Below are 26635 nucleotides of genomic sequence, written 5' to 3'. Positions count from 1 at the left end.
GTACAAAACCGCGACAGCTAACGCAACAGGAGTTGTTTTTGGAACCACAACGACGCCCCGGCGGACGCAGCGCCCGAGTCCGGGAAGCCGTTCTCGACGCGACGGCGGACGAACTCGCCGAGCGGGGCTACCAGGACCTGAGCATGGAAGCTGTCGCTCAGCGCGCCGGAGTGCACAAGACCACCGTCTATCGGCGCTGGCGCGGCCCGGAGGGGCTCGTCGCCGACGCGCTCGAGCGCGCCTCGCAACAGCCATGGCCGATCCCCGATACGGGCACCCTCACCGGAGATCTCCGTGCGCTGACCGAATTGCTCCGACAGGGCTTCACCGATCCCGAATCAGGATCGCTGGCAACAGCTTTCATCGCAGCAGGCATGCAACATCCCGAGGCCGCCGACGCGCTGCGCGGCTTCTACGCGGCGAGACACGACGAGGCGGCGGCGATCGTGGCGCGGGCGGTCGCGCGCGGTGAAGTCGACCCGGAGGTCGACGCCGCCGAGATCATCCGGCTCGCGGTCGCACCACTGTTCCACCGGCTGTTCATCACCCACGAACCCGTCACTGCCGACCAGGCGCGCCGAGCCGCCGACGTGGCCGCCGCGCTGGCAAGAACACCGATCGGCACCTGAATCAGCTTGCGCGACAGTACGACCCGTGCCATCAGGCTCGCACGGCATACACCTCGTGCAGTTCGGTGCCTGCCAGCGACGGGTCCTGCCTGATACGCGAAGTGAGTCCGTGGAGGTTGAGGACCTCGCAGAATTCGGCGAGGCGGCCGTCGCGGTCGTGCACCTCGGCGACGACGGCGCGGATGCGCGGCCAGTCGGATTCGGTGATGCCGAGCAGGACATCGAATTCGGCGCGCTCGACGTCGATCTTCAGCACGCCGATCTCGGCAACCGGATCTTCCTGCGCAAGGATCGCCGACACCGTGGTGACCTCGACATCGATCTGCTCCCCGTCGTGCAGGCCGCGGGTGATGAGACTGATCGCGTCGTCGGGCAGGCCACTGTTGCGCAGGAAGGTCTTCGTCGCATCGTCATCGGCTTCACGGTCGGCATACAGACTCGAGTTCGCGGTGGCGCGGGGGTACCAGGTGAACGGCAGCACACCGGGTGCGGCGCCCACCGCGACCTCGAGGGCGACACCGCCTGGCACATGGGCTGCCATATTGCGGTGCAGGCAGTCGAAGATAGCGGGAGCGGGTTCGGCGGCGATCACGCGGACACCGGGGAGCGTTTCGGCGAACATCATCGCGCTGAGTCCGATATTGGCGCCGATGTCGACCGCGAGGTCACCGGGACGCAGGGTCGCGGCAGCCTGGCGGTAGTACCCGTCGGCGATCATTTCGTTCCAGAGCATGCGCGCTTCGGCGGGGCTGGTGCAGGTGACGGTACGGCCGTCGTCGAGGCGCAGTTGCTGCTGTGTCGTCATCAGATCATGAATCCTTCGAGGATCGGGCCGATCACGGCCAGCGCGGACGGGTGGGTCAGCTCGAGATGGCGAGCGTCGAGCACAGTGTTGTGGATACGGCCGGTGATGTGCGGTTGCCACGTCTGCGCGACGGCCTCGGTGTCGTCGCGGTCTTTGCCCGCGGTGAAGAAGATCAGGTCGCCGTCGAAGATCCGCGGGTGATAGTCGCCGACGAGTTCGCCCGCGGTGGAGAAACTCTCCATCACCCGGTCGACCTGGTCGGCGCCGAACAGGCCGGTACCGGTGATCTGATCGCGGATCACCTGCCAGGCCTGCTCGGTGGTGCTCGCGGTGACGGTGTCGCCGAGGTCGAACAGTTCCCGCCAGCCACCGAGCAGGTCGGCCATCAGCTCCCCCGGCGCGACATCGGTGTCGGGAGTGATCGGTGGCGCACCGACCGCGCTGTCCATCATGGCCAGCAGCGCGACCTGTTCGCCCTGTTCCTGCAACTGTGTCGCCACCACGTGGGCGATCTGGCCGCCCAGCGACCAGCCGAGCAGGTGGTATGGACCGTTCGGCTGGGTCCGGCGGATCTCGTCGACATAGCGGTGCGCGAGCTCATCGATCGACGTGGCCGGGGGCTCGGCGGCGACGACGTGCGGGTCCTGCAGGCCGAACACCGGCCGATCGCCGCGCAGATGCCCGACGAGTCCGCCGTAGAACCAGGCCAGCCCGCCCGCCGGGTGGATCGCGAACAGTGGGGTCGCATCGCCCGCGGGCCGCAAGGGCAGCAGCACCTGCATGCCCGAACCGCCCTCGGCCGCATCGACCCTGCGCGCCAGTGCCCGCGGTGTCGCGTCGTCGAACATCCACGGCAGTTCGAGTTGCACGCCGCGGCTCTGCAGTTCGGCCACCGCCATGGTCGCGAGCAGTGAGTTGCCGCCCAGATCGAAGAAGCCGGCACCTGCACCGACCCTGGCCACGTTCAGGGTCCGTGCGAAGACCTCGGCGATCGCGATCTCCGACGGTGAGCGCGGCGCGTCGTATTCGTCCTCGTTACGGCCGAAGTCGGGTGCGGGCAGGGCATTTCGATCGAGCTTGCCGTTCACTGTCACCGGCAGCGTCGAGAGCACCACGACGGCCGAGGGCACCATGTACCCGGTGAGCAGGTCGGCGGCGGTGTCTCGAACCCGCGCCGGGTCCAGTTCCTGCCCGTCGGCGGGGACGACGTAACCGATCAACTGGTCGACGTCCCTGGCGTGGCGATGCACCGCGGCTGCCGCCTGGGCGACACCGGGATGACGGAGCAGCGCCGATTCCACCTCACCCAATTCGATACGGAAACCACGCAATTGGATCTGCGCGTCGGCGCGCCCGCGGTAGTCCAGTTCCAGTCCGTGCCCGCCGCGATGCCACCGCCCGACATCACCGGTCCGGTACAGGCGGCTACCCGGCGTGCCGAACGGATCGGCCACGAACCGTCCCGAAGTGAGCGCGCCCGCCCCGTGGTAGCCGCGCGAGAGCTGGCCGCCGCCGACATAGAGGTCACCGGTGACGCCGACCGGCACCGGCCGCAAGCGCTCGTCGAGCACGTACACCCTCAGGCCGGGCAGGGCGCGCCCGATCCCGCCGCCCGCCTGATCGACCTCGGCGTAGCTGACATGCACGGTCGTCTCGGTGATGCCGTACATGTTGACCAGGGTCGGCGTACCCGCCGGGTGGGCGAGGAACCAGCCGGTCAGCCGGGACGGGTCGAGCGCTTCGCCACCGAACACGATGTAGCGCAAGGCGAGGTCGGCGCCACCCGCGCCGTGGTAGCGGCGCTCCGCGTCGACGAATCCGTAGAACGCCGACGGGGTCTGGCTGAGCACGGTGACGTGCTCGCGCGCCACGAGCTCGACGAAAGCATCGGGCGTGCGCGTGGTGTCGTAGTCGACGACCACCAGGCGACCGCCCGAGAGCAGGGCGCCCCACATCTCCCAGACCGCGAAATCGAAAGCGTAGGAATGGAACAGTGTCCAGACATCGTCGGGCCCGACGTCGAACTTCTCCGCGGTGTGGGTGAGCAGGGTGACCACATCGCGGTGGGTGACTGCGACACCCTTCGGCCGACCGGTGGAGCCCGAGGTGTAGATCATGTAGGCGATGTTGTCGGGCAGCGCGGCGACGTTCTGCGCACTGTCGACGACGTTCTCGTCATCCACAAGGACTGTCGGCCCGGCGAATTCGGGTGTCTGCGATGCCATCGCCGATGTGGTCAGCAGCGCTACCGGTCGTGCGTCGTCGAGCACGAACCGGAGCCGCTCGGCCGGGTACGTCACATCCACGGGCAGATAGCCCGCACCCGACATGACCACAGCCAGCAGCCCGACCGCCAACTCGGCCGAGCGCGGCATCGCGACGGCGACCAGTGTTTCGGGGCCCGCACCGGAGGCGATCAACTGGGCGGCAACAGACTTCGCGCGCCGATCCAGTTCCGCGTAGGTCAGGACCGTCGTCCCATCGGTCACCGCGACCGAATCCGGGGCCACCGCCACGCGCCGTGCGAACAAGCCACCGATCGTTTCCTCGGGAACGTGCGCGCCGGCCACGCCTGCCGCATCGAGAACCTCGTAGCGCTGGCTCGGTTGCATGAACTCGATGTCACCGATGATCGCCTGCGGATTCGCGGTCACCGCCTCCAGGATGCACAGATACCACTGCGCGAACCGCTCCATCGACTCTTCCACGAAAAGGTCTGTCGCATAGGTCAATCGGCCGAGCGTACCCAGCGGGTGACCGTCGGCGGCGAACCGCTCGACCAGCTTCACATTGAGATCCGACTGCGCCTGATCGACATAGTCCTCGACCGGTTCCACCGAGATCCCCGGCAGTTCGAGCACCACCTCATCGAGATTCTGGTAGTCGATCGTCACCTGGTACAGCGGCAGATGCGCGGTCGAACGCGGCGGATTGAGCGCCTCGACGACCTGCTCGAACGAGACCTCCGCATGTGCGAGGGCAGCCAGGTCGGCTGCTCGGACGTCGGCCAGAAGCGCGTCGAACGGCTGATCGGCAGAAACCTCTGTCCGCAGGACGACAGTGTTGACGAACATGCCGATCAGGTCGTCGAGTTCACGTTCCCCGCGCCCGGAGACCGGGGTACCGACCGCGATGTCGCGGGTATTCGCCAGCCGTGCCAGCAGCACGGCCAGCGCAGCGTGAGCCACCATGAACGGCGTCGCGCCCGCGACCCGCGCCACCGCGGCGATCCGCTCCTGCAGCGATGCCTCGATGTCGAAGTCGATGGTCCGGCCGCGCATCGACGCGACCGGCGGACGCGGCATGTCGGTCGGCAGTTCGAGGAGTTCGGGCAGCCCGGCGAGGGTAGCGCGCCAGTGTTCCAACTGACGGGACAATAGCGACTCCGGATCGTGCTCGTCGCCGAGCAGATCGTGTTGCCACAGCGCATAATCCGGATACTGGACCCTGAGCTGCGGCCACGCGGGCACGCTCGCGGTGATCACCGCGTGATAGGCGGCCGCGACGTCGCGGGCCAACGGAATCATCGAGAGCCCGTCCGCACAGATGTGGTGCACGGCGATCACCAGCACGTGATCATCCGAGCCGAGATCGAACAGTTCGGCCCGCACCGGCGGTGCCTCGGAGAACTGGAAACTCTTCGACAGCACCGCCGCTGCGGCCTTCGGCAGCACCGATTCCTCGATCGCGATCGGGATCAGGTCGGGCACGACCTCGTCGGCGTCGACGATCATCTGCCACGGTATACCGTCGATTACCGGGAATTTCGTGCGCAACGATTCGTGGCGGCCGATCACCATCGCGCAGGCTGTACGCAACGCGGGGATTTCCAGCTCGCCGGTCAGCCGGATCACCAGCGGCACGTTGTAGGCGCCGACAGAGGCGTCGAGCTGGTTGAGGAACCACATCCGTTGCTGAGCGGGCGAGAGCGGGATCAGGCCGGTGCCGGGTCGCCGGGTCAGCGTCGGGCGTTCGACGTGGTCGCGGCCGGTGAGCCGGGCGGCGAGGTCGGCCATCCGCGGGTACTCGAACAGGTCGCGCACCGCCACCCGGACGCCCAGCGCGGAGCTCAGGCGAGCGGTCAGCCTCGTCGCGGTCAGCGAATTGCCACCGAGGTCGAAGAAGTCGTCGCGCATGCCGACTCGGGGCAGGTCCAGCACTTCGGCGCAGATGTCGGCGACGAGGCACTCGGTCGGATTGCTCGGCGCCAGATATCCGGCAGCGACGAAGCTCGGCATCGGCAGTGCGCCGCGGTCGAGTTTTCCGGTGGTGGTCAGCGGAAGCTGTTCCAGCACAACGCAGATGTCGGGAACCATGTGGGCCGGTAGCCGGCGGCGTGCCGATGCCCGCACGTGCTCGGGGTCGATCGTGTCGCCGATGAGGTAGCCGACGAGCCGGTCCGCGCCGTTGTCGTCGGTGCGCAGCACCGCTACCGCATGGGTGACCGATCGATGTTCGGCGAGGACGGCCTCGATCTCGCCGAGTTCGATCCGCTGGCCACGGATCTTGACCTGATGGTCGGTACGGCCGACGTAGTCGAGTGTGTGGTCGGCGGTCCATCGGACCCGGTCGCCGGTGCGGTACATCCGCGTGCCCGGATCGTAGGGGTTGGCGAGGAAGGTGGCGGCGGTCGCGCCGGGACGGCCGAGGTATCCGCGGGCGAGCTGGATGCCGCTGACATACAGTTCGCCGGTCACCCCGATCGGCACGGGCCGCAGGTGCGAGTCCAGCACCACCGCGGATGTTCCGCGAATCGGACCACCCAGGGTGATCGGTTCGGGCGGCGCGAGGGGATCGCTGATGGCGACCATGATCGTGGTCTCGGTGGGTCCGTAGCCGTTGAACAACTGGCGTCGTGGCGCCCAGAGCGCGGCGAGTTCGGCGGGCACGGCCTCGCCGCCGGCGACCAGAACCCTGAGGCTGTCCAGCCCGTCGGGTGACATGGTTGCCAGCACGGTCGGGGTGAGGAAGGCGTGGGTGACCGCGTTGTCGCGGATGAGCCCGGCCAGCTCCGTGCCCGCGTAGCTGTCGGGCGGCGCGATGACCAGCGTCGCGCCGTGCGGGTGCGCCATCAGGACTTCGAGCATGACGGCGTCGAATCCTGGTGCGGCACACTGCAGCACCCGTGAATCCATGCCGACCTGGTACCGGTCCCGTTGCTCGGCGGCGAAGTTCGCCATTCCCGCCTGGGTCACCGCGACGCCCTTGGGGGTGCCGGTGGTTCCGGAGGTGTAGATGACATAGGCCAGGTCGGTGTCGCGGACGATCCGTTCCACCGCGCGCGAAGGTCGGCTCGCGATCTCGCGCTCGGCTGCCGGATCGTCGACGACCAGGCGTGCCCACTCCCCTTCCGGCACCCCCTCACTCACCTCCGCGACGGTCAGCACGACGTGGGCAGCACAGTCGGACAGCATGACCGCGAGCCGCTCTCGCGGGTTGCGTGGGTCGAGTAGCGCACACGCGGCACCGATCTCGGCGAGCGCCCAGATCGTGGTGATCAACGGGATCGACCGCGGCATGACCACCCCGACGGTGTCCCCCGTGTCGACACCGTGCTCGACCAGCCACTGCGCCAGCCGATGTGCTCGGCCATCCAGCTCGGTGAAGCTCACCGTCTCGGTCCCGGACGCAACCGCCACACCGTCGGGGTGTCGGGTCACGCCGTGGCGCAACAGGTCGGTCAATGGTTCAGGAGCCACCCGTTCCGCGCCTCTGGCCGGGACGAGTGCCGCATGCTCGGCGGCCGACAGCAGGTCGATATCGCCGACGCGTCCGTTCGGGTCGGAAGCGACCGCACGCAGGACCCGCTCGACACGGTCGGCGAGCCCGGCGGCGGTCACACGGTCGACGCGAGCCGCCTGATACCGAAGGCGGATGTGCAAGGTGTCGGTCTGGTGGGCCTGCACGGTGATCGGGTAGTGCGCGGCATCGGTGCCGGCCACCCCCGCAACCCGCACTCCGTCGATGTCCGCGTCACCGAGTCCGCTGCTGTCGACCGGGTAGGACTCGAATGCCACCAGGGTGTCGAACAGCTGTCCGCCGCCGAGCGCGGCCATGATGCCGGACAGTTCGACGTGGTGGTGGTCGAGCAGCCGGGTCTTGTTCGCCTGCAACTGTTCCAGCGCCGCCACGATGGTCCGGTCACCGCGCACGAGAACCGGAACGGGCAGCGTGTTGATGAACAGCCCGATCATCGACTCGACGCCCGGCACCTCGGCCGGTCTGCCGGAGACGGTCTCGCCGAACACGATCCGCTCGCGGCCCAGTTGGTTGGCCAGCACCGTCGCCCACGCGAATTGCACAATCGTCGACATCGTGGCGCCCGAGGTGCGGGCGAGCTCGGTGAGAGCGGCGGTGATGTCGTCGTCGAGATCGATGCTCAGATCGGTCGGCACCTCGACAGTGGCCGCGCCGACCGTGTCGGCGATCAAGGTGGGTTCGGTGAAGCCCGCCATCGTGTCGCGCCAGATCTCGACACCGGCGGTGGTGTCGCGCCGGTCCAGCCAGGCCAGGTAGTCGCCGTAGGACGGCGCGGGCGGCAGCAGGGCGGCGTCCGCGCCTGCCGCGTACAGCCCGACCAGGTCGCGCAGCAGCAGCGGCAGTGACCAGCCGTCGAGCAGCAGGTGGTGCGCGGTCAGGATCAGCCGGAATTCGGTGGGTGCGACGGCGACGAGGACGAATCGCACCAGCGGCGGATCGGCCGGGTCGAAAGCCGTTTCGCGTTCGACTGTCAGGATCTGTGGCAGTGCTGTCTCGGGGGCCTCGATGCGGCGCCAGTGCACGGCAGTCTCCGCCGGAATAGCCTGCGCGACAACACCATCAGCTGTTCGGGTGAACGCCGCCCGCAGGTTCGGATGCCGATGCAGCAGGTCCGCCGCGGCTCGCCGCAGCCGCGCCTCGTCGACCGGCCCGGTGAGCGTCATCTCCGACTGCGCCGTGTACACATCGAGGTGGCCCGCGGCGAGCTCGGCGTGGAACAGCAGCCCCGCCTGCAACGGCGCCATCGACCAGACGGCCTCGATCGGTCCGTAGCGTTCGGTGAACACGTCGAGGTCCTGTTGGGTCAGGGCGACCAACGGGGTGTCGGACGGGGACAGTCCCCAATCTTGTTCGCGTGCCGCCGCTTCCGCGATTTGCCCGAGGGCCGCCGTCCACTCGTCGAGGAGTTCGTCGACGTCATCACGATCGAGAATCCTCGCGGCATAACCGATCTGCACGGCGAGGGTCGGCCCGACGGGGGTATCGACGATGCTGATGTCGAGGGTCAGCGCGGCGGACGCGGGCATGTCCGGATCGAACGAGCCCTGGTGGTCGAATTCCTCGTCGGCGGGAATCCAGGCGAGCCCGGACAGTGCCGAGATGTCGACGCCCGCCCGGCCGAGGTTGTTGAAACTGATCTGTGGCGCCGGCAGCGAGGCCAACCGATCGGCGGTCGCCGGGTTCAGGTATCGCAGCATGCCGTAGCCGATTCCCTTGTCGGGCACGGCTCGCAGCTGTTCCTTGACCGCCTTCACCGCGGCACGTGGATCGGTGCCGTCGATGTCGAGGTCCACCGGGTAGGCGCTGGTGAACCAGCCGACGGTGCGCGACAGGTCGGCGCCCGGGGCTAGTTGTTCTTCGCGCCCATGGCTCTCGAGCAGGATGCGCGCACCGGAGTGGTCGACACCGCGCCGGGCACGCCAACGTCCCAGTGCGAGAACGAGGCCCGCCAGCAGAGCATCGTCGGTGGTGGCATGCGCGGCGCGGGGCACCGCGTCCGTCAGGGCGGTGGTCAGCTCGACAGGCAGCGCCAGCGTCAGCCGCTCGACGGTGGCGTGCACGTCGAGCGCCGGGTCGAGAGGTGCGCGTCCGAGCAGCGGTTCAGGTCGCGACCCCATCCGCTGCCACAGCGCCAGCTCGTCGGCACGGCCGCCGGCGGCAGCGGAGACGACCTCGGCCCACCGGCGCATCGATGTGCCGACCTCGGGCAGTTCGACCGCTCGCCCCGCACCCACCTGCTGCCACGCGGAGACGAAGTCGGGGAGCAGGATGCGCCAGGAGACACCGTCGACCACCAGGTGGTGGATCACGATCAGCGCGCGCCCGCGCGACGCCACGCCGGGCTCGGGCAGCAGGCAGACGATCTGCATCATGACGGCATCCACCGGGTTCAGCGCGGCCGAAGCCTCTTCGAGGGCACCCTCCACCAGCGACGTGAAACCCGCAGTGCCAGGGGCATTATCGGCACCGAACGTACGCACCGACACCAACTGCTCGGCATCGATCTCGCCGGGCGTCAACGCTTCGAGGTGCGCCGCACTCAGGCGTGCACGCAGCATGTCGTGCCGATCCAGAACGGCTCGGACGGTGGCGATCACGTCGGCCGGGCGCGCGTCGCCGGGCAGCTCGACCAGCAGCGACTGCGCGAACCGGTCGTCGGCGGGACGGTCGAGGTACCAGGACACGATCGGTGTCCGCGTCACCTCGCCGATGCCACCGCCGGGCAGTTCCTCGAGACCCACCCGTCCGGCGCCCCCGGCCACGGCGGCCAGCCCACGAACGGTCCGGTGCTCGAAGATGTCCCGTGCCGTCACAACCACGCCTGCGGTCTTCAATCGCGACGCCAGTTGGATCGACATGATCGAGTCACCACCGCGCGCGAAGAACGACTCGTCCGCACCCACCGAGGCCACACCGAGCACCTCGGTGAAGATCCCCGCGATGGTCGCCTCCAGCTCGCTCGCCGCGGCGGCCACCGCCGAATCCGGCACCTCGGCACCGGGTTCGGGCAGCGCGCTTCGATTCACCTTGCCCGTCGAGGAGACCGGCATCTCGTCGAGCACCATGAGCACAGCGGGCACCATGTGGCCGGGCAGTGCGCTCGAGATCTGGTCGCGGATCGCGGCCGTGTCGATCGTTCGCCCCTCGGTGGCCACCAGGTAGCCGACCAACGTCGGTTGCCCGGCCTGGCCACGCCTGCTCACCGTGACCGCCGAGGCGACGTTCGGGCAGGCGACCAGCGCCGCGTCGATCTCGCCGAGTTCCACCCGCTGACCACGGATCTTGACCTGGAAGTCGGCGCGGCCCACGTATTCGATGGTGTGCTCGGCGCTCCAGCGCACCAGGTCACCGGTGCGGTACATCCGGGTGCCCGGTGCACCGAACGGATCGGCCACGAACGCGCCCGCGCTCGCCCCCGGCCGATTCAGGTAGCCGCGCGCCAGCGCATTGCCCGCCAGGTACAGCTCACCGACGACGCCGACCGGTACCGGCCGCAACCGGCTGTCGAGCACGACGGCGCGCACCCCGCGGATCGGGGTGCCGATGGTGATCGGATCACCGGGCTGCAACTGGGCGCTGACGCACACCGCGATCGTTGTCTCGGTCGGCCCGTACACATTGTGGAAGCGGCGGCCCGGCGCCCAGGCGGCGACGAGTTCGACGGAGAGCGCTTCGCCGCCGATGGTGAGCATCTGCAACGCGTCGAGACCCTCCGGCCGCAAGGTCGCCAGGACGCTGGGTGTGAGGAACGCGTGCGAAACCCGGTGCGTGCGAATCAGTTCGGTCAGTTCCGCACCGGCGAACACCTCGGCGGGCGAGACGACCAGGGCGGCACCTGCCGCGTAGGCCATCAGCGATTCCATCATCACCGCGTCGAACGCGGGCGCGGCGACCTGCAGGACCCGCGATTCTCGATCCACCTGATAGTGCTGGTGCTTCTCGTGCGCGAACGCCGACAACCCCGCGTATGTGACGACCACGCCCTTCGGCTTGCCCGTCGAGCCGGAGGTATACACCAGGTAGGCGACATCGTCGAGGCGTGCTGCCTGGAAGGTGTGATCCGTTGGCGCGGTAGCCAAGTCGGCGATCACTCGGTCGTCGTCGAGGCACAGCCAGTCGACCGTGTCCGGCAGTGACGAGCGCGCCTCGTGCAGAGTCACGCCGAGCGTGACGCCGGAGTCCTGGGCCATGTGCGCCAGCCGGTCCGCGGGGTAACGCAGATCCATCGGCATGAACGCGGCACCGGTTTTCGCGATCGCCCACAGCACCACGTGATAGGCCACTGACCGCGGAACGGCCAGGGCGACATAGGTTCCCGGTGCCGCACCCGCTCGCGCCAGCAGCACCGCGAGCCGATCGGATCGCCGGTCGAGTTCGCCATAGGTCAGGGTTTCGTCGGTACCGATCAGCGCGGTCGCCCTCGGGTCCGCGGCAGCGTCGGCGAGCAGCGCGGGCAGCGTTTTCGGCACCACGGCGGTCTCGCGCCCGACAGGGAGCAGGTGTGCGGTCTCCTCGGGGCACAGCAAGTCGATGGCCGCGACCACGGTGTCCGGCCGCGTGGTGATCGTTTCGAGAATCCGCAGCAGGCGGTCGGCGAACCGCGCCGCCGTGGCCCCGGTGAACAGGTCGGTGGCGTAGACGATCTCACCGTCGATACCCGCGCCGTCGGCACGTTCGCTCAGCATCACCATGAGGTCGGTCTTGGCCTGTGCAACACCGGGATCGAGCACCTCGATGCCGATATCGTCGAGTTCGAACCGAGTGGGGTCGGCATGCCGGAAGCCCAGCATCACCTGATAGAGCGGTGAATACGCGGTCGACCCCGCCCGGTCCAGTATTTCGACCAGGCGCTCGAACGGTACGTCCGCGTGAGCCAGCGCTTCCAGATCCGCGCCACGCAGGTCGGCCAAGAATTCACGGAACGACAGATGCTCGGCGACGCGGGTGCGCAGGACCACCGTGTTGACGAACATGCCGACCACATCGTCGAGTTCGGGGCGGCCACGACCGCCGACGGGGGTGCCGATCGAGATGTCGTCGCTGTGTGCGGTGCGCGAGAGCAGAATCGTCAGGGCGGCGTGCAGAACCATGAACACCGTGGCACCTTCGCCGTGCGCGAGTGCGACGACGGCATCGCGCAGACCCGGCTCGATCGTGAAGGCGACGCTGCCACCATCCATCGACAGGACCGCGGGACGTGGGCTGTCGGTCGGCAGGGCGAGCAGTTCAGGTGCGTCGGCGAGAATCCGCTGCCAGTAGGCGATCTGACGCCCTGCCAGCGAAGTGGGGTCGTCCTCGGCGCCGAGGAACTCGCGCTGCCAGACCGCGTAGTCGGCGTAGTCGACAGGCAACGGCAGCCACAGCGGCGCCGAGCCGGTACGACGAGACCGGTAGGCGGCGAACACATCTCGGGCCAGCGGCCCCATCGATGCACCGTCAGCGGCGATGTGGTGCACCACCAGGACCAACACGTGGTCGTCGGCGCCCGTGCGGTACAGACGTACGCGGACCGGCGTGTTCGTGGCAACGTCGAAACCCGACTCGACCGCATCGCGCAGCCGCTCTGCCAGCACCGTCGGATCGTCGATATCGGCCAGTTCGATATCGGCGGCGCCGACCATGCTGTCGTGGACGAACTGATGTGGTTGTCCGCCCACTGCGGGATAGGTCGTGCGAAGGGTCTCGTGTCGGGTGACCACATCCACCATCGCGGCGCGCAGCGCCGCCACATCGAGCGGTCCGCTCAGCCTGGCCGCGAAACCGATGTTGTACGCACCGGACTCGGGATGGAGCTGATTGAGGATCCAGATACGCCGCTGGGCGGCTGCCAAGGGAATTTCGGTCCGGTGCCGGCGACGGACCAGCGGCACCGACGCGTGTTCGTCGCGCATCGCGATTCGTTCGGCGAGCTCAGCGACGGTCGGCGCGTCGAAGACATCGCGTACACCGACGCGCACGTGCAGCGCGGCCTCAGCGCGGGCCGCTACCTGAGCTGCCGACAGCGAGTTCACGCCGAGCTCGAACAGGTCGGCAACGACACTGACCTGGTCGGCACCGACGATCTCGGCGACGATCTTCGCCAGTACCGCTTCACGGTCTGTGCGGGCGACGAACTCTGCCAGCATCGTCGCGCGCGTCGCGGCGTTGTCCGCGTCGGTGGCGATGAACCCGTCCGCATCGTCGAAGGTCATGTGCGACAGGGCCGACCTGTTCACCTTGCCGTCGGAGCTGAGCGGCATGGTGTCGAGCACCTGAATTCTTGCCGGCACCAGGTAGGACGGAAGCAGTCGGGTGAGACGTTTGCGGACCTTCGGCTCGGAGAGGGTCGCACCCGGTATCGGCGACACATACGCCGTGATCCGGTCAGCGGAAACGATCGCGACTGCTCCGGAGATCTCCTCGATCGAGCGCAGCGCGGCCTCGATCTGCGCGGGCTCGACCCGTTGGCCGTGGAATATCGCCTGGAAGTCACTGCGGCCCACGTACTCCAGATCCCCGGACCGTGACCAGCGAACGAGATCGCCGGTGCGGTAGAGGCGGTCCCCTGGCTCGCCGAACGGATCGGCGACGAACCGACCGCAGGTGAGGTCCGGCCTGCGGTGGTAGCCGCGAGCGAGTTGGACGCCCGAGACGTACAGGTCGCCGACAACGCCGACCGGTACGGGCCGAAGCCGTGCGTTCAGCACGTACGCAGACATTCCGGTGACCGGGCAACCGATCGGGACCGCTTGCCGTGCCGGAGAATCCGCCGGGCAGCGGTAGGCCGTCACAACTTCTGCCTCGGCGGGGCCGTACCAGTTGACGACCTCGGCCCGGTCGAAGGACTGCCTGGCGCGTACGGCGGTGCGCTGGGCCAGTGCCTCACCTGCCGCGAACACATAGCGGACCGACGGCAGCCGCGTCGTGCCGGTGTGCTCGAGCAGCACCTCGAGCATCGACGGGACGAAGTGCACGGTGCTGACCTGCTCCTCTGCGATGATCTCGGCCAGGTAGGCGGGATCGTGGTGGCCGCCGGGTTCGGCGACGACGATCTGCGCACCGATCTGCAACGGCCAGAACAACTCCCACACCGCGATGTCGAACGTGATCGGGGTCTTGTGCAGCACCACATCCGACGCGTCGTGCGGGAATTCGCGTTGCGCCCAGGCCAACTGGTGGGCGATGGCGGCATGGGTGAGCGCGACGCCCTTCGGTGCGCCGGTCGTGCCGGAGGTGAACAGCACGTACGCCGTGTTGCCGGCGCGCAGCGGTGCGCGACGTTCGTCGTCGCCGACCGGGCCGCCGGGGCGCGCGCTCAGGTCCAGCTCGTCGAGACGGACACGCTCGATGCCGTCGGGCAGGGAGCTCTCGTCACCGGACGTGGTGACGAGCAGCAGTGGCCGGGCGACCGACAGGACGTCTGCCAGCCGGGCGGTGGAGCGGTCCGGATCGAGCGGAACGACGGCGGCACCGGACTTCACGACAGCGTAGACGGCGGTGATCAGGTCGATCGAGCGGTGAATCGCCACGGCCACGGTCGTTTCAGGGCTCGCGCCGAGATCGATGAGGTGGCGGGCGAGGCGGTTGACGGTGTCGTCGAACTCGCGGTAGGTGAGGGCGCGGCCGCCGGGGACTCGGACGGCGACAGCGTCCGGGGTCCGTGCGACCTGCTCGTCGAAGGCGTCGACCAGCGTGCGGCCCGCGCTCACCAGTGGTGCGTCGTGGGGGCGCAGCAGCCGATCGCGGATCGTGTCGTCGGCGAGGTCGATCTCGCCGGCGATGACCCGCTCGTCGGCGGTGACCGCGTCCAGGACGCGCCCGAACTGTTCGGTGAACCGGCGCGCGGTGGCGTCGTCGAACAGGTCGGTGGCGTAGGTCAGGCGCAGATTCATGCCCGCGATCTCGTTGTGCGGACCCCGGTCCTCGGTGATCATGAGCAGCAGATCGCAGATCGCCGCGTCGGCGCCGACATCGATGCCGCCGACCTCGAGCCCCGGTACCTCGAGCTGGGCGGGCGCCATGTTCTGGTAGGCGAGCATCACCTGGAACAGCGGCGAATGTGCCGTCGAGCGCGCCGGATTCAGCACTTCCACCAGCCGTTCGAACGGGACGGCGGCATGATCGAACGCCTCGATGTCGGTGCGCCTGGTCATGTCGATCAGGTCGGCGAACCGCTGGTCGGGGCGGACACGGGTGCGCAGGACCAGCGTGTTGACGAACATACCGACGAGGCGATCGAGGGCTCGGTCGCCGCGGCCCGCGTACGGGACGCCGATGGCGATGTCGTCGCTGCTCGACAACTGCGCGAGCAGGACGGCAAGGGCGGTGTGCACCACCATGAACGGGGTCGCCCCGCTGCGTCGCGCCAAGGCCGCCACGGCTTCGGCCACCCGGGAAGGCACCGCGGTGTGGACGGTCGCGCCGCGGTGGGACCGCTCGAGCGGGCGCGGGCGGTCGGTGGGCAGCGCGAGCACATCCGGGATCCCCGCGAGTTGGGTACGCCAGTACAGCAGGTCGCGGCCCGGCGCGGAGTCGGGTGCCGCGAGCAGCTCGCGCTGCCACAGCGCGTAGTCAGCGAATTGCACGGGTAGCGGCGCCCATTCGGGCGCGGCACCGGCCCGGCGTGCGCGGTAGGCCTCGATGATGTCGGCGGCCAGCGGCGCCACCGAGTAGCCGTCGCAATTGATGTGATGCACCGCAAGCGCCAGTGCGTGCGCGGTTTCGGTGAGCCGGAACAACGCCATGCGCAGCGGGGCGCCCGCCGAGACATCGAAGCCGGTGCCGAAGAACTCTGTCAGCCGTGGGAGCAGTTCATCGGCGGACACCGGGTGCACGGCGAGATCGCAGGACGCGACGACGTCCTCGGCGGTCAGTACGACCTGCGCGGGGGTGCCGTCGTGGGCCGGATAGGTGGTGCGCAAGATCTCGTGCCGTTCGATGACATCGCGGAGCGCGGCCGTCATGGCCTCGATGTCGAGTTCACCGTCGAGGCGGATCGACAGTGGCACCACGTAACTCGCCGACTCCGGGTCCAGTTGGTTGAGCAGCCACATCCGGCTCTGCGCGGGCGAGAGCGGGATACGCTCGGGCCGCGGTTTCGCCACCGGTCCCGCGACATCGCCGACGGCGCGCTGCTGTTCGATCCACCGCGCCAGTTCCGCCACGGTCGGCGCTTCGAAGATGGCGCGCACCGGAATCGTCACGCCGAGGACTTCGCCGACGCGGCTGAGCACGCGGGTCGCCAGCAGCGAATTGCCACCGAGGGTGAAGAAGTTCTCGTCGGCGCCGACCCAGGGAGTTTGCACCAGTTCGCCGATCACGCCGGCGATGGTCTCCTCCGCGATCCCGCTGGGAGCGCGGTAACGGGTTGCGGCGGCGCGGGTGTCGGGGGCCGGGAGGGCGCGGTAGTCGATCTTGCCGTTGGGTGTGAGCGGGATCGTGTCGATCCGAATCACCTGGGCGGGCACCATGTACGCGGGCAGGCGCGACAGCAGGTAGGTCCGCAGCGAGTCGGGGTCGATCGCCTCGTCGCTCACGGCGTAGGCCACCAGGATCTGCCCCTCGGCGACCGTAGACACCCGCACGACCGCGGCATCGATGTGATCGTGGGCGAGGAGCGCGGCTTCGATATCGCCGAGTTCGACGCGCAGGCCGCGAATCTTCACCTGGGAATCACGGCGGCCGACGTACCGAAGTCGACCCGCCGTGTCCCAGCGGACCAGGTCGCCGGTGCGGTAGAGGCGTGCCCCCGGCGTCGAGCCGAACGGATCGGCCACGAACGCGCTCGCCGTCAGGTCCGCGCGGGCATGGTACCCACGGGCGAGCTGGATTCCGCCGAGATACAGCTCGCCCGTCACGCCGGCGGGGACGGGCCGCAACCGTGCGTCGAGCACGTGCGTGACGGCATTCGCCTCGGGCGTACCGATCGACACGACAGGTCCGTCGAGCTCGCCGATCTCGTAGGCGGTGACGCTCACGGCCGCTTCCGTCGGGCCGTACAGGTTGTCGACGCGTGCTGCGCTGAGGTCGCGGAACCGGCGAACGGTCGCGGAGTCCAACGCCTCACCGATGCACAGCACCTGGCGGACGGCGGCGAGATCGTCCGGGGTCGCGATATCGAGAAACGCCGACAGGAGCGAGGGAACGAAGTCGACCACCGTCACGCCGTGACGAGCGATCAGCCGTGCGACGGCGGCGGGGTCGGTGTGATCGTCGCGCCCGGCGACGACCAGCGCGGCACCGGCGGTGGGTGCGGTGAACAACTCCCACACCGACAGGTCGAAGGTTGCGGGCGTGCGCAGCAGCAGCACGTCGTCGGTGCCGATCCCGTAATGGTCGGTGAGCCAACGGAGTTGGTTGACCACCGCCTCGTGGGTGAGTGCCACACCCTTGGGGACACCGGTCGACCCGGAGGTGAAGATGACGTACGCCAGATCCTGCGGGCGCAGCGGCCTGATCCGATCGGCGTCGGTGACCGGCATGGTGCCGGTCGTGGGCGAGGTGAGATCCGACAGACGCCAGACCGGTGCCGGTGCCGTCAGGTCGATGTCGTCGCCGGTCAGCACCGCGTCGGGTCGCGCGGTCGCGAGGACCGTGCGCAGCCGGTCGACGGGGTGATCGGGATCCAGCGGAAGGTAGGCGGCACCTGCCGCGTGGACGGCGTAGAGCGTGGTGAGCAGCTCGACCGAGCGGCGCATGGCCACGGCCACCACGCTTCCCGGCCCGATACCGCGACCGATCAGCCCTCGTGCCAGCGCGTTCACCTCGGCGCCGAACGCGGCGTAGGTGAGCGCGTCCCCGCTCTCCCCATCGATCACCGCAGGGCGTTCGGGCGTCGCCGCGACCTGCTTCGCGAACAGATCCGCGATCGTCGCGCCGTCGGAGGGCACGTCGGGGCCGGACTCGCGTAGCGCCAGTTCGCCGAGTTCACGCGGGCTGAGCAGCGGCAGATCACCCACGGGCACATCGGGATCGGCGACGACACCGCGCAAGATGGCGACGAACCGCTCGAAGATCGGCATGATTGTGGCTTCGTCGAAAAGGTCGGTCGCATACCCGAATTCGACCTGCATGTCACCGGGAGCGCCGTGCGCATCGACCGTGTCGACCAGGGTGAGATGCAGGTCGTACTTGGCGACACCCGGTTCGACGAGGTCGGCCGCCACCGTGAGCCCGCCCAGGCGCAACGTCGGGATATCGATGTTCTGGAAGGAGAAGCCGACCTGGGTCAGTGGCTCGTGTGCGGTGCTGCGCGGCGGATTGAGGACCTCCACCAGCTGTTCGAACGGAATCGCGGCATTGTCGAACGCACCGAGATCGCATTCGCGGGCGCGCTCGAGCACCTCCGTGAACGGGGCCGCGGGATCGACCTGTACCCGCAGCACCAGCGTGTTGACGAACATGCCGATCAGCGGGTCGAGGGCGGGCTCTCCGCGCCCGGCGACCGGCGTACCGACCGCGATGTCGCCGGTGCCCGACAGCCTTGCCAGCAAGATCGCGAACGCCGCATGGGTGACCATGAACAGCGTCGAGTCGTGGCGCCGTGCGAGAGCGATGATGTCGCGGTGCAGGTCGGCGGGAATCGCGGCCGACATGGTCGCCCCGCGGTAGGACTGCTGTGCGGGACGCGGCCGATCGGTCGGCAGGTCCAGCATCTGCGGTAGGTCGGCCAGTGCCGCAAGCCAGTACCGGATCTGGCCCGCGGTCACACTGGTCGGGTCTTCCTGCACGCCGAGGTTTCGCCGCTGCCACAGCGTGTAGTCGGCGTACTGGACCGGCAGGGGCGCAAAGGCAGGCGCTTCGCCCGCCGTTCGCGCCCGGTAGGCCACGGCCAGGTCGGTGGCCAACGGCGCGAGCGAGGATCCGTCGATGGCGATGTGATGCGCGGTGAGCACCACGGTCCATTCCTCGGTGGTGGTGCGCAGCAACGTGATCCGGAACGGGACCTCGGTGCTCACATCGAAGCCGAGGGCGGTCTCACGCGCGATCTGTTCGGCGATCTCGGCCTCGGCGACCTCGCGGCACTGGAGCTGCGGTGCCGATTCCATGGGCAGGATCTGCTGCCATGGACCGCTGTCGCTGTCCGGGTAGCGGGTGCGCAGCGTCTCGTGCCTGGTGATCACGTCGGCCAGTGCCGACCGAAGAGCGTCGACGTCGAGCGGGCCGGAGATCCGCACGACGACAGGCACGTTGTAGACCGCCGCCGAGGTATCGAACTGGTTCAGGAACCACATTCTGGTCTGCGCGGGCGAAAGCGGAATCCGATCCGGACGCTGCTGTGGCACCAGCCGACGATGGACTGATCCCCGATCAGCCTGTCCACCAGCCGCATCCAGCTCGCGGGCGAGCGCGTCGACGGTCGGCGTCTCGAACAGCGCCCGCACCGCGATGTCGGTGCCGAACACATCGGACAGGCGCGCCGCGACCTTGGTCGCGGTGAGTGAGTTGCCGCCCAGATCGAAGAAATTGTCGAGCGCACTCACGTGCGCCGCGCCGAGCACATCGCGGTAGACGCCGGCGACGAGTTGTTCGGTGGGCGTGCGTGGCGCGATGGCCTGGGCGGTCTGCGGGAACACCGGCTCGGGCAACACGGCGCGATCGAGTTTGCCGCTGGCGGTCAGCGGGAATCGGTCGAGCACCATGCACACATCGGGCACCATGTGCGCCGGCAGCCGGTCGCGCGCGGCGGCGCGCACCCGCTCCGCGTCCACGCCCGCGCCGACCAGGTAGCCGACGAGCCGGTCGGCGCCCGCGCTGCCGTGGATCACGACGACGGCGTGGGTCACCGCGGGATCCTGGGCGAGTACGGCTTCGATCTCCCCCAGTTCGGTGCGTTGCCCACGGATCTTCACCTGGTGGTCGGCGCGGCCCAGATATTCGATGGTCTGCTCCGGGGTCCACCGGGCGAGGTCGCCGGTGCGGTACATCCGGGTGCCCGCTCCACGGGGATCGGCGACGAAACTGGCTGCTGTCACCGTGGGCCTGCCGAGGTAGCCGCGCGCCAATTGCACACCGCCGATATACAGTTCGCCCGCCGTACCGACCGGCACCGGCCGCAGCCGGGAGTCGAGGACCTGCGCGGAGATCCCGCGAATGGGCCCGCCGATGGTGATCGGCCCCTGGACGGGGATCGGGTCGCTGATCGCGACCATGATCGTGGTCTCGGTGGGTCCGTAGCCGTTGAACAGCCGACGCCCCGGCGCCCAGGTCGCGCCGAGCTCGGCCGTGAGGGCTTCGCCACCGGAGACCAGCACCCGCAGGCACTCCAGGTGCTCCGGCGACATCGAGGCCAGCACGGTCGGCGTCAGGAAGGCATGGGTAACCCCTTGTGCCCGAATGAGTTCCGCCAGTTCGGTACCCGCGTAGACATCGGGTGGGGACACGATCAGCGCGGCGCCACCGGGGTGGGCGAGCAGAATCTCCAGCATCACCGCGTCGAATCCCGGGCCGGCGGCCTGCAGGACCCGTACGGTGGGCTCGACGTCATAGCGGTCCTGTTGTTCGGCGGCGAAGTTCGCCAGCCCCTGGTTGGTGACCTCGACACCCTTCGGAACGCCGGTCGTTCCGGAGGTGTAGATCACATACGCCACGTCGCCGGGGTGCACGGGCCTGCCACGGTCGGCGTCGGTCACCGGTGCGGACGAGTACCCGGCGGTGATGCTGCGCGAGACCGGGTCCGCGACCACCAGCAACGTCCACGGCCCCTCGGGCGCAGCGCCCTCGACTTCGGCGCTGGTCAAGACCACCCGGGGCGCGCTGTCGGCGAGCATCGAGGCGACCCGATCCCGTGGGTTGCGCGGGTCGATCAGCACCAGGGCGGCACCGGTTTTGGCGACGGCCCATACCGCGACCACGAAATCGACCGAGCGCGGCAGGACCATCGCCACCACCGCACCGGGTCGGGCTCCGTCGTCGAGCAGACGCCGGGCGAACCGGTTCGACAACGCGTCCAGCTCCGCGAAGTTCAGGCACTGTGCCCCGGACACGACAGCCGGACCCTCCGGCGAGATCGCGACACCTCGGGCCAGCAGATCCGACAGCGCCACGCCGGGTACCGCGTCGGCGCCCCGAACCGGATGCAGCACAGCGCGTTCGGCGTCGGACAGCAGTTCCACATCGCCCACCGGCACAGCAGGGTTCGCCACCACCGCGTCCAGGATCCGGCCCAGCCGTGCGGCCATCTGCTCGACGGTGGCGGGGTCGAACAGGTCGCTCGCGTAGTTGAGCCGCACCGCGACGTCGCCGGTGCCCGCGGCGTTCGCGCCCACGGTGACGACGAGGTCGACCTTCGCGGGTTCGGCGCCGGGATCGACAACGTCCACCGTGAGATCGGGCAGGACCAGTCGAGGCAGTTCGGTGTTGTCGAAGGCCAGATACACCTGACACACGGGCGCGTAGGCCGCCGAGCGCCGCGGATCGAGCTCTTCCACGACCCGGTCGAAGGGCTGCTCGCCGTGCGCGAAGGCATCGATGTCGATGTCCTTGACGCGTTCGAGCAGGGCCGTGAACGACTCCTCGCCGCGGATCGGCGTACGCAGCGCCACGGTGTTGACGAACATTCCCACCAGCGGAGCAAGATCCGGCTCGCCCCGTCCGGCCAACGGGGCGCCGATCACGATGTCGCCGGTTCCCGACAGCCGGGCCAGCAGAACGGCGAGTGCGGCGTGGACCACCATGAACGGGGTGACGTCCGCGGCGCGGGCGAGTCGCTCGATCTCGGTGTAGGTCCGGGCGGAGAGCTGCGTGGTAACGGCCTCGCCGCGCATCGAACGGCGAGCGGGCCGGGGCCGGTCGGTCGGCAACTCGAGCACTGCGGGCGCATCGGCCAATTGGGTTGTCCAGTACCGTAACTGGTCAGCGGCGAGCGAATCCGGATCCGCTTCGTCGCCGAGCAGGCGACGGTGCCAGTCGGCGTAATCGGCGTACTGCACCCGAGGTTGCACCTGATCAGGTGCCGTTGCCTGCGACCGTGCCGCGTAGGCGGCGGCGAAGTCGGCTGCCAGCGGCGTCAACGACGTACCGTCACAGCAGATGTGGTGCAGGACGAGCACCAGCACATGCGTGTCGGGGCCGATCGTGAGCAAGTCCGCGCGCAACGGCGGGCGGGCGCAGACATCGAAGCCGGCGACCGTCAGCTCGCGGATCCGGTCGGCAAGCCGGTCTTGCCCGAGTTGTTCCGGGACACAGTCGAAGTCGGCCAGAGCCGCCTCGGCCGACAGAACCTCCTGCATACCGTGACCGTCACGGGCGGGGTAGCGCGTTCGCAGTGCCTCATGGCGATCGAGGACATCGCCCAGCGCTGTGCGCAGTGCGGCGGGATCGAGTCGCCCGGTCAACCGCAGGACCAGCGGAATGTTGTAGGCGGCGGACTCCGGGTCGACGCGGTTGATCAACCACATCCGATGTTGCGCGGGAGCCAGCGGCAACAGGCCGTCGCGCGCGATCGGTGTGAGTGTGGGCCGCACCCGGCGCCGTGCCCGGCCCACGCACGCGGCGAAGCCTGCCACCGTCGGGTTGCCGAACAGATCACGCACCGACAGTGCGCATTCGGTGGCATCGGCGACCCGGGCGACGGCGGCCGCCGCAGTGAGGGAGTTGCCGCCCACCTCGAAGAAATTGTCGAACGCGCCGACCCGGTCCATCTCGAGCACCTCGGCGAAGACGTGCGCGACGGTCTCTTCGGCATCGGTGCGCGGCGCGAGATAGCTCGCGGCGCTCCCGGCTGCCGGTTCGGGCAATGCACGCAGATCGAGTTTGCCGTTCACCGTCAGCGGCAGTTCATCGACGACCAGCACGACGTTGGGGATCATGTAGTCCGGCAGCAACGAACCCGCCTGCGCGACAACGGCCTCGACATCGCAGTCGGCGCCCGCCGGTACGACGTACCCCACCAGACGCGCCGTGTCGGTGCCTGCTCGATGCACCACCACCGCGGCCGCGGCCACCGCCGGGTGGGCCAGCAGCGCGGCACGGACTTCATCGAGTTCGATGCGGAACCCGCGCAGCTGTACCTGCTGATCCGCGCGCCCGCGGTATTCGAGAGCGCCGTGGTGATCGCGGCGGGCCACGTCCCCGCTGCGGTACATCCGCTCCCCCGGCGCACCCCACGGGTCGGCGACGAATCGACCCGAACTCAATGCCGCCTGCCCGAGATAGCCGCGAGCCAATTGTGTTCCCGCTACATAGATTTCACCCCACGCGCCCACCGGCGCCGGTCGCAGCCGCCGATCCAGCACGTAGGCGCGAAGGCCGGGGAGCGCCGCGCCGATCACGCTGGGCGCGCCGGGTACCGCCAGATCGCCGCTCATGTCGGCGTGGGTGACGAACACAGTGGTCTCGGTGATGCCGTAGCTGTTGACGACGACCGGCCCCTCGGGATTGTCCACGTACCAGGGCGCCAACGCCGCCGGATCCAGACCTTCGCCCGACAGCACGACCAGCCGCAGCCCCAGCTCACCCTCGGGTGCACCCGCCGCAAGGTAGCGCCGCTGAGCTGCGGCGAATTGGTAGAACGCCGAAGGAGTTCGGCTGAACACGGTGACGCGTTCACGGGCGACCAGGCGCACCAGTTCATCGGGCGCGCGCGTGGCCGGCGTATCGGCGACCACGACTCGGCCGCCGGTGACCAGCGGGCCGAAAACCTCCCAGATCGAGTAGTCGAAGGCCACCGAGTGCAGCCATGTCCACACGTCGTCGGCCCGAATATCCAGGGCGGCACACGCATTCGTCAAGTAGGTGACGACCGAGCGGTGGCTGATCACCACACCCTTCGGCCGCCCCGTGGAACCGGAGGTGAAAATGACGTAGGCAGCGTCGTCAGGCCGCAGTGGTGCGGTGCGCTCGTCATCGGTGATCGGGTCCGCGGCACCGTCGAGGTCGTCGTCTTGCCCGAGAACCAGAGTCTGGCCCCGACCTACCGGCAGTCCGACCTCTTCGACGATGACAACTGTCGGATCTGCCTGGCCGACAACGTATTCCAGCCGCTCCCGCGGATGGGTGATATCCAGTGGCAGATACGCGGCACCGGATTTCAGCACGGCGAGCATCGCGACGATCAGCTGGGTGCCACGCGGCAGTGCGATGGCGACCAGCGTGCCCGGACCCGCGCCACGGCCGATCAAACGCCGGGCGAGCCGGGTGGAACGCTCGTCGAGGTCCCGATACGTGATCGTCTTGTCCCCGGCGGTGACCGCGTCCGCGAGCGGGGCCGAGCGGGCCTGTCGCGACAGCGAATCCACCAGCGTCTCGACCGGGGCGACACCTTCGGCACCAGCCGACTCGCCGATGATCGAGAGCTCTTGCGCGGCGGACACCAGCGGCAGTTCCACCACCCGCTCGCCGGAGTCGGCCTCGATGAATCGGTGCAGGAAATCGATGAATCGGTCGGCGTGCGCGTCGATATCGCGCTGACTGTAGAGGTTGTCGTTGCCGTGCAGCTCGATCAGCAGCGGCGTGTCCGGCCCGGTCCGGTAGAGGTTGATCTGCAGATCCTCGAGGGCGCCCGAGGTGAGCGCGTGATAGCGCCCGACGGCGTCGCCGAGACGGATCTCGGAGTCGAAGAACAAGATGTTGACCACGGGGCCGAAGGTGTTGGCGGAGTTGTCGATCGAGGCGGATTCGCGACGCAGATCCTCGAAGCGGTAGCGCTGATGACGCAGCGCGGAGACCAGCTCGCTGATCGACGCCTTGACCAGTTGCTCCACGGTGGTCGCGTCATCGATCGCGAAGCGGATCGGCACCATATTGGCCAGCATCGCCGCGGCGTTGCGGAGCTTCACGGTGACCCTGGCGCTCATCGGGACCGAGAGCACCACCTCGTCGGCACCGGTCATCCGCGTGAAGAAGGCCGCGAACGCCGCGACGACGACCTGCGCGGCCGACGCATCGAGTTCGGCCGAACGACGATCGAGCAGCGCGCACAGCTGCGCCGGAAGTTCGCGCGCCGCAACTTCGTCCACGGTTCCCGCGCGCGCCGACCGACCGGACAGACCGGCGGGCGCGGGCAGATCGGCGACCTTGTCCAGCCAGTACTGTCGATCGGCCTCGAACCTCGTGCCCTCCCGATAAGCCTGTTCGTCGGCGGCGATTTCGCGCAGGTGCGCGGCCACCAGTCGAGCGGGCGGCCTACCTTCCGACAGCGCGTTGTAGTGCTCGGCGACCCGGCACAGCACGCTGAACGCGCCGTAGCCGTCGATCACGAGATGGTGGGCGCGCGCGTACCACAGGTGCAGGTCATCGCTGATTCTGATCAGCCGTGTGACCGCGAGTTGATCTCGGGTGATGTCGACCTGCCGGGTGTAGTCGCGGCGCATCCATTCCAGCGCCGCGGCCATCGGATCGCTGTGCGTGCCGAAGTCGAGCACGAGTTCGTTGAACGTGATGTCGCGGTCGACGACCTGGTAGGGACGCCCTTCCACCTCGACCACCCGCACCATGAGCGACTCGGTCTCTTCGGCCGCCTCGTGCACCGCCGTATTGAACAGGGCGACGTCGATCCGCCCCGCTATCTCGACGTACTGCGCGATGTTCGTCGCCGGTCCACTATGCGCGCCGTCCGCGTACCACATGCCATATTGCGCAGAGGAAAGCGGAATAAGATCCTGATTACCGGCACAGCTCTCGACAGACTCCATGATTACCCGACCCCTCGCATGGCTATCGACCTAACACGGACCCCGAGTATGGACATCCGTGCGCTTTCCTACCCCACGTAACAACGTGTACCACAACCGCCGAATGCGGGGTCCGTTCACTGCCGAGCAGCCATACGTATTCCCCTTGCTGTTCTCAGGACCGATACGGATCCGTTAGACACCGATCCGACATCCCGCGAGGTGCGGTACCCATCCGGTTACTACCCGAAACATCTCCCCGAGATTAGCCTGACAGCTAACAACCGGCATACGATTTACGGGGAACACACTAGTAACAATTCAATTCAGATCGATCACGAATCCGGACATTCCACGCGAAACCAATATTCCGAGAGCACTGCAGGTCCAGGCGCTAGGTTCGCAGACATAGCGCTGCCGCTCGCGATGCGGACCGATCGCCACCTGTGCGATCTCCGGTCTCGATACTGCACATCCCCAGCGTGTACGGCAAATTTTGCAAACAATTCAGCCGAACTGATCGACTGACCGAATCTGTCGATTACTGCCGCGTCGACATTCGACACTCCCCCGGAATGCCGAGAGCGAAACCAGAGCCCGGATTTGTTGGGGACATCCCGATTGTGCGCGTGTCGCGCGGCGGATATACCAATTCGGTTGCCACCAACATTTGGGGCTTGACTCAATAGTGAGACCATTTGACGGCGCGAGACATACTGGACATTCCCTGAATAGCTGAAAACAAGGCAATTGGTTTGTGACGCGCCGCCAGTACGGCCGATGAGAATTCACTTTCGGCAACCATGCCGCGACTGCAACGTCACCTGGCCCCGCACAGACGACAACGGGCC

The 26635-nt window shown here is 68.4% G+C and carries 3 protein-coding genes; 1 reads left to right on the top strand and 2 read right to left on the bottom strand.

From position 1 onward, the window contains the following. Positions 1-38 precede the first annotated feature (38 nt). On the top strand, positions 39-629 hold the full coding sequence (locus ACWGCN_RS26765; RefSeq protein ID WP_378991915.1) for a TetR/AcrR family transcriptional regulator: 591 nt from the start codon (positions 39-41) through the stop codon (positions 627-629). 31 nt (positions 630-660) lie between these two features. Here ACWGCN_RS26765 and ACWGCN_RS26760 read toward each other — a convergent pair whose 3' ends face one another. Together ACWGCN_RS26760 and ACWGCN_RS26755 are read right to left on the bottom strand one after the other, a co-directional pair. Then, entirely contained in the window at positions 661-1434 is a 774-nt protein-coding gene (locus tag ACWGCN_RS26760; protein WP_378991914.1) for an FkbM family methyltransferase, read from the bottom strand. Further along, the gene (locus ACWGCN_RS26755) at positions 1434-25805 is read right to left on the bottom strand and encodes a non-ribosomal peptide synthase/polyketide synthase (RefSeq protein WP_452458848.1); all 24372 of its coding nucleotides are present in this window, start codon (positions 25803-25805) and stop codon (positions 1434-1436) included. The genes ACWGCN_RS26760 and ACWGCN_RS26755 overlap by 1 nt, the downstream gene beginning before the upstream one ends. Positions 25806-26635: the final 830 nt, after the last annotated feature.

The sequence above is a fragment of the Nocardia sp. NPDC055050 genome (genome assembly GCF_053608345.1).
Note: the sequence above shows the minus strand (reverse complement) of the source record. Positions and strands in the feature narration are given on the sequence as shown.

Bases quoted from the DNA above. Each gene is read 5' to 3' on its own strand.
- ACWGCN_RS26760 (WP_378991914.1), bottom strand. From the start codon at position 1,434: ATGACGACACAGCAGCAACTGCGCCTCGACGACGGCCGTACCGTCACC.
- ACWGCN_RS26755 (WP_452458848.1), bottom strand. From the start codon at position 25,805: ATGGAGTCTGTCGAGAGCTGTGCCGGTAATCAGGATCTTATTCCGCTT.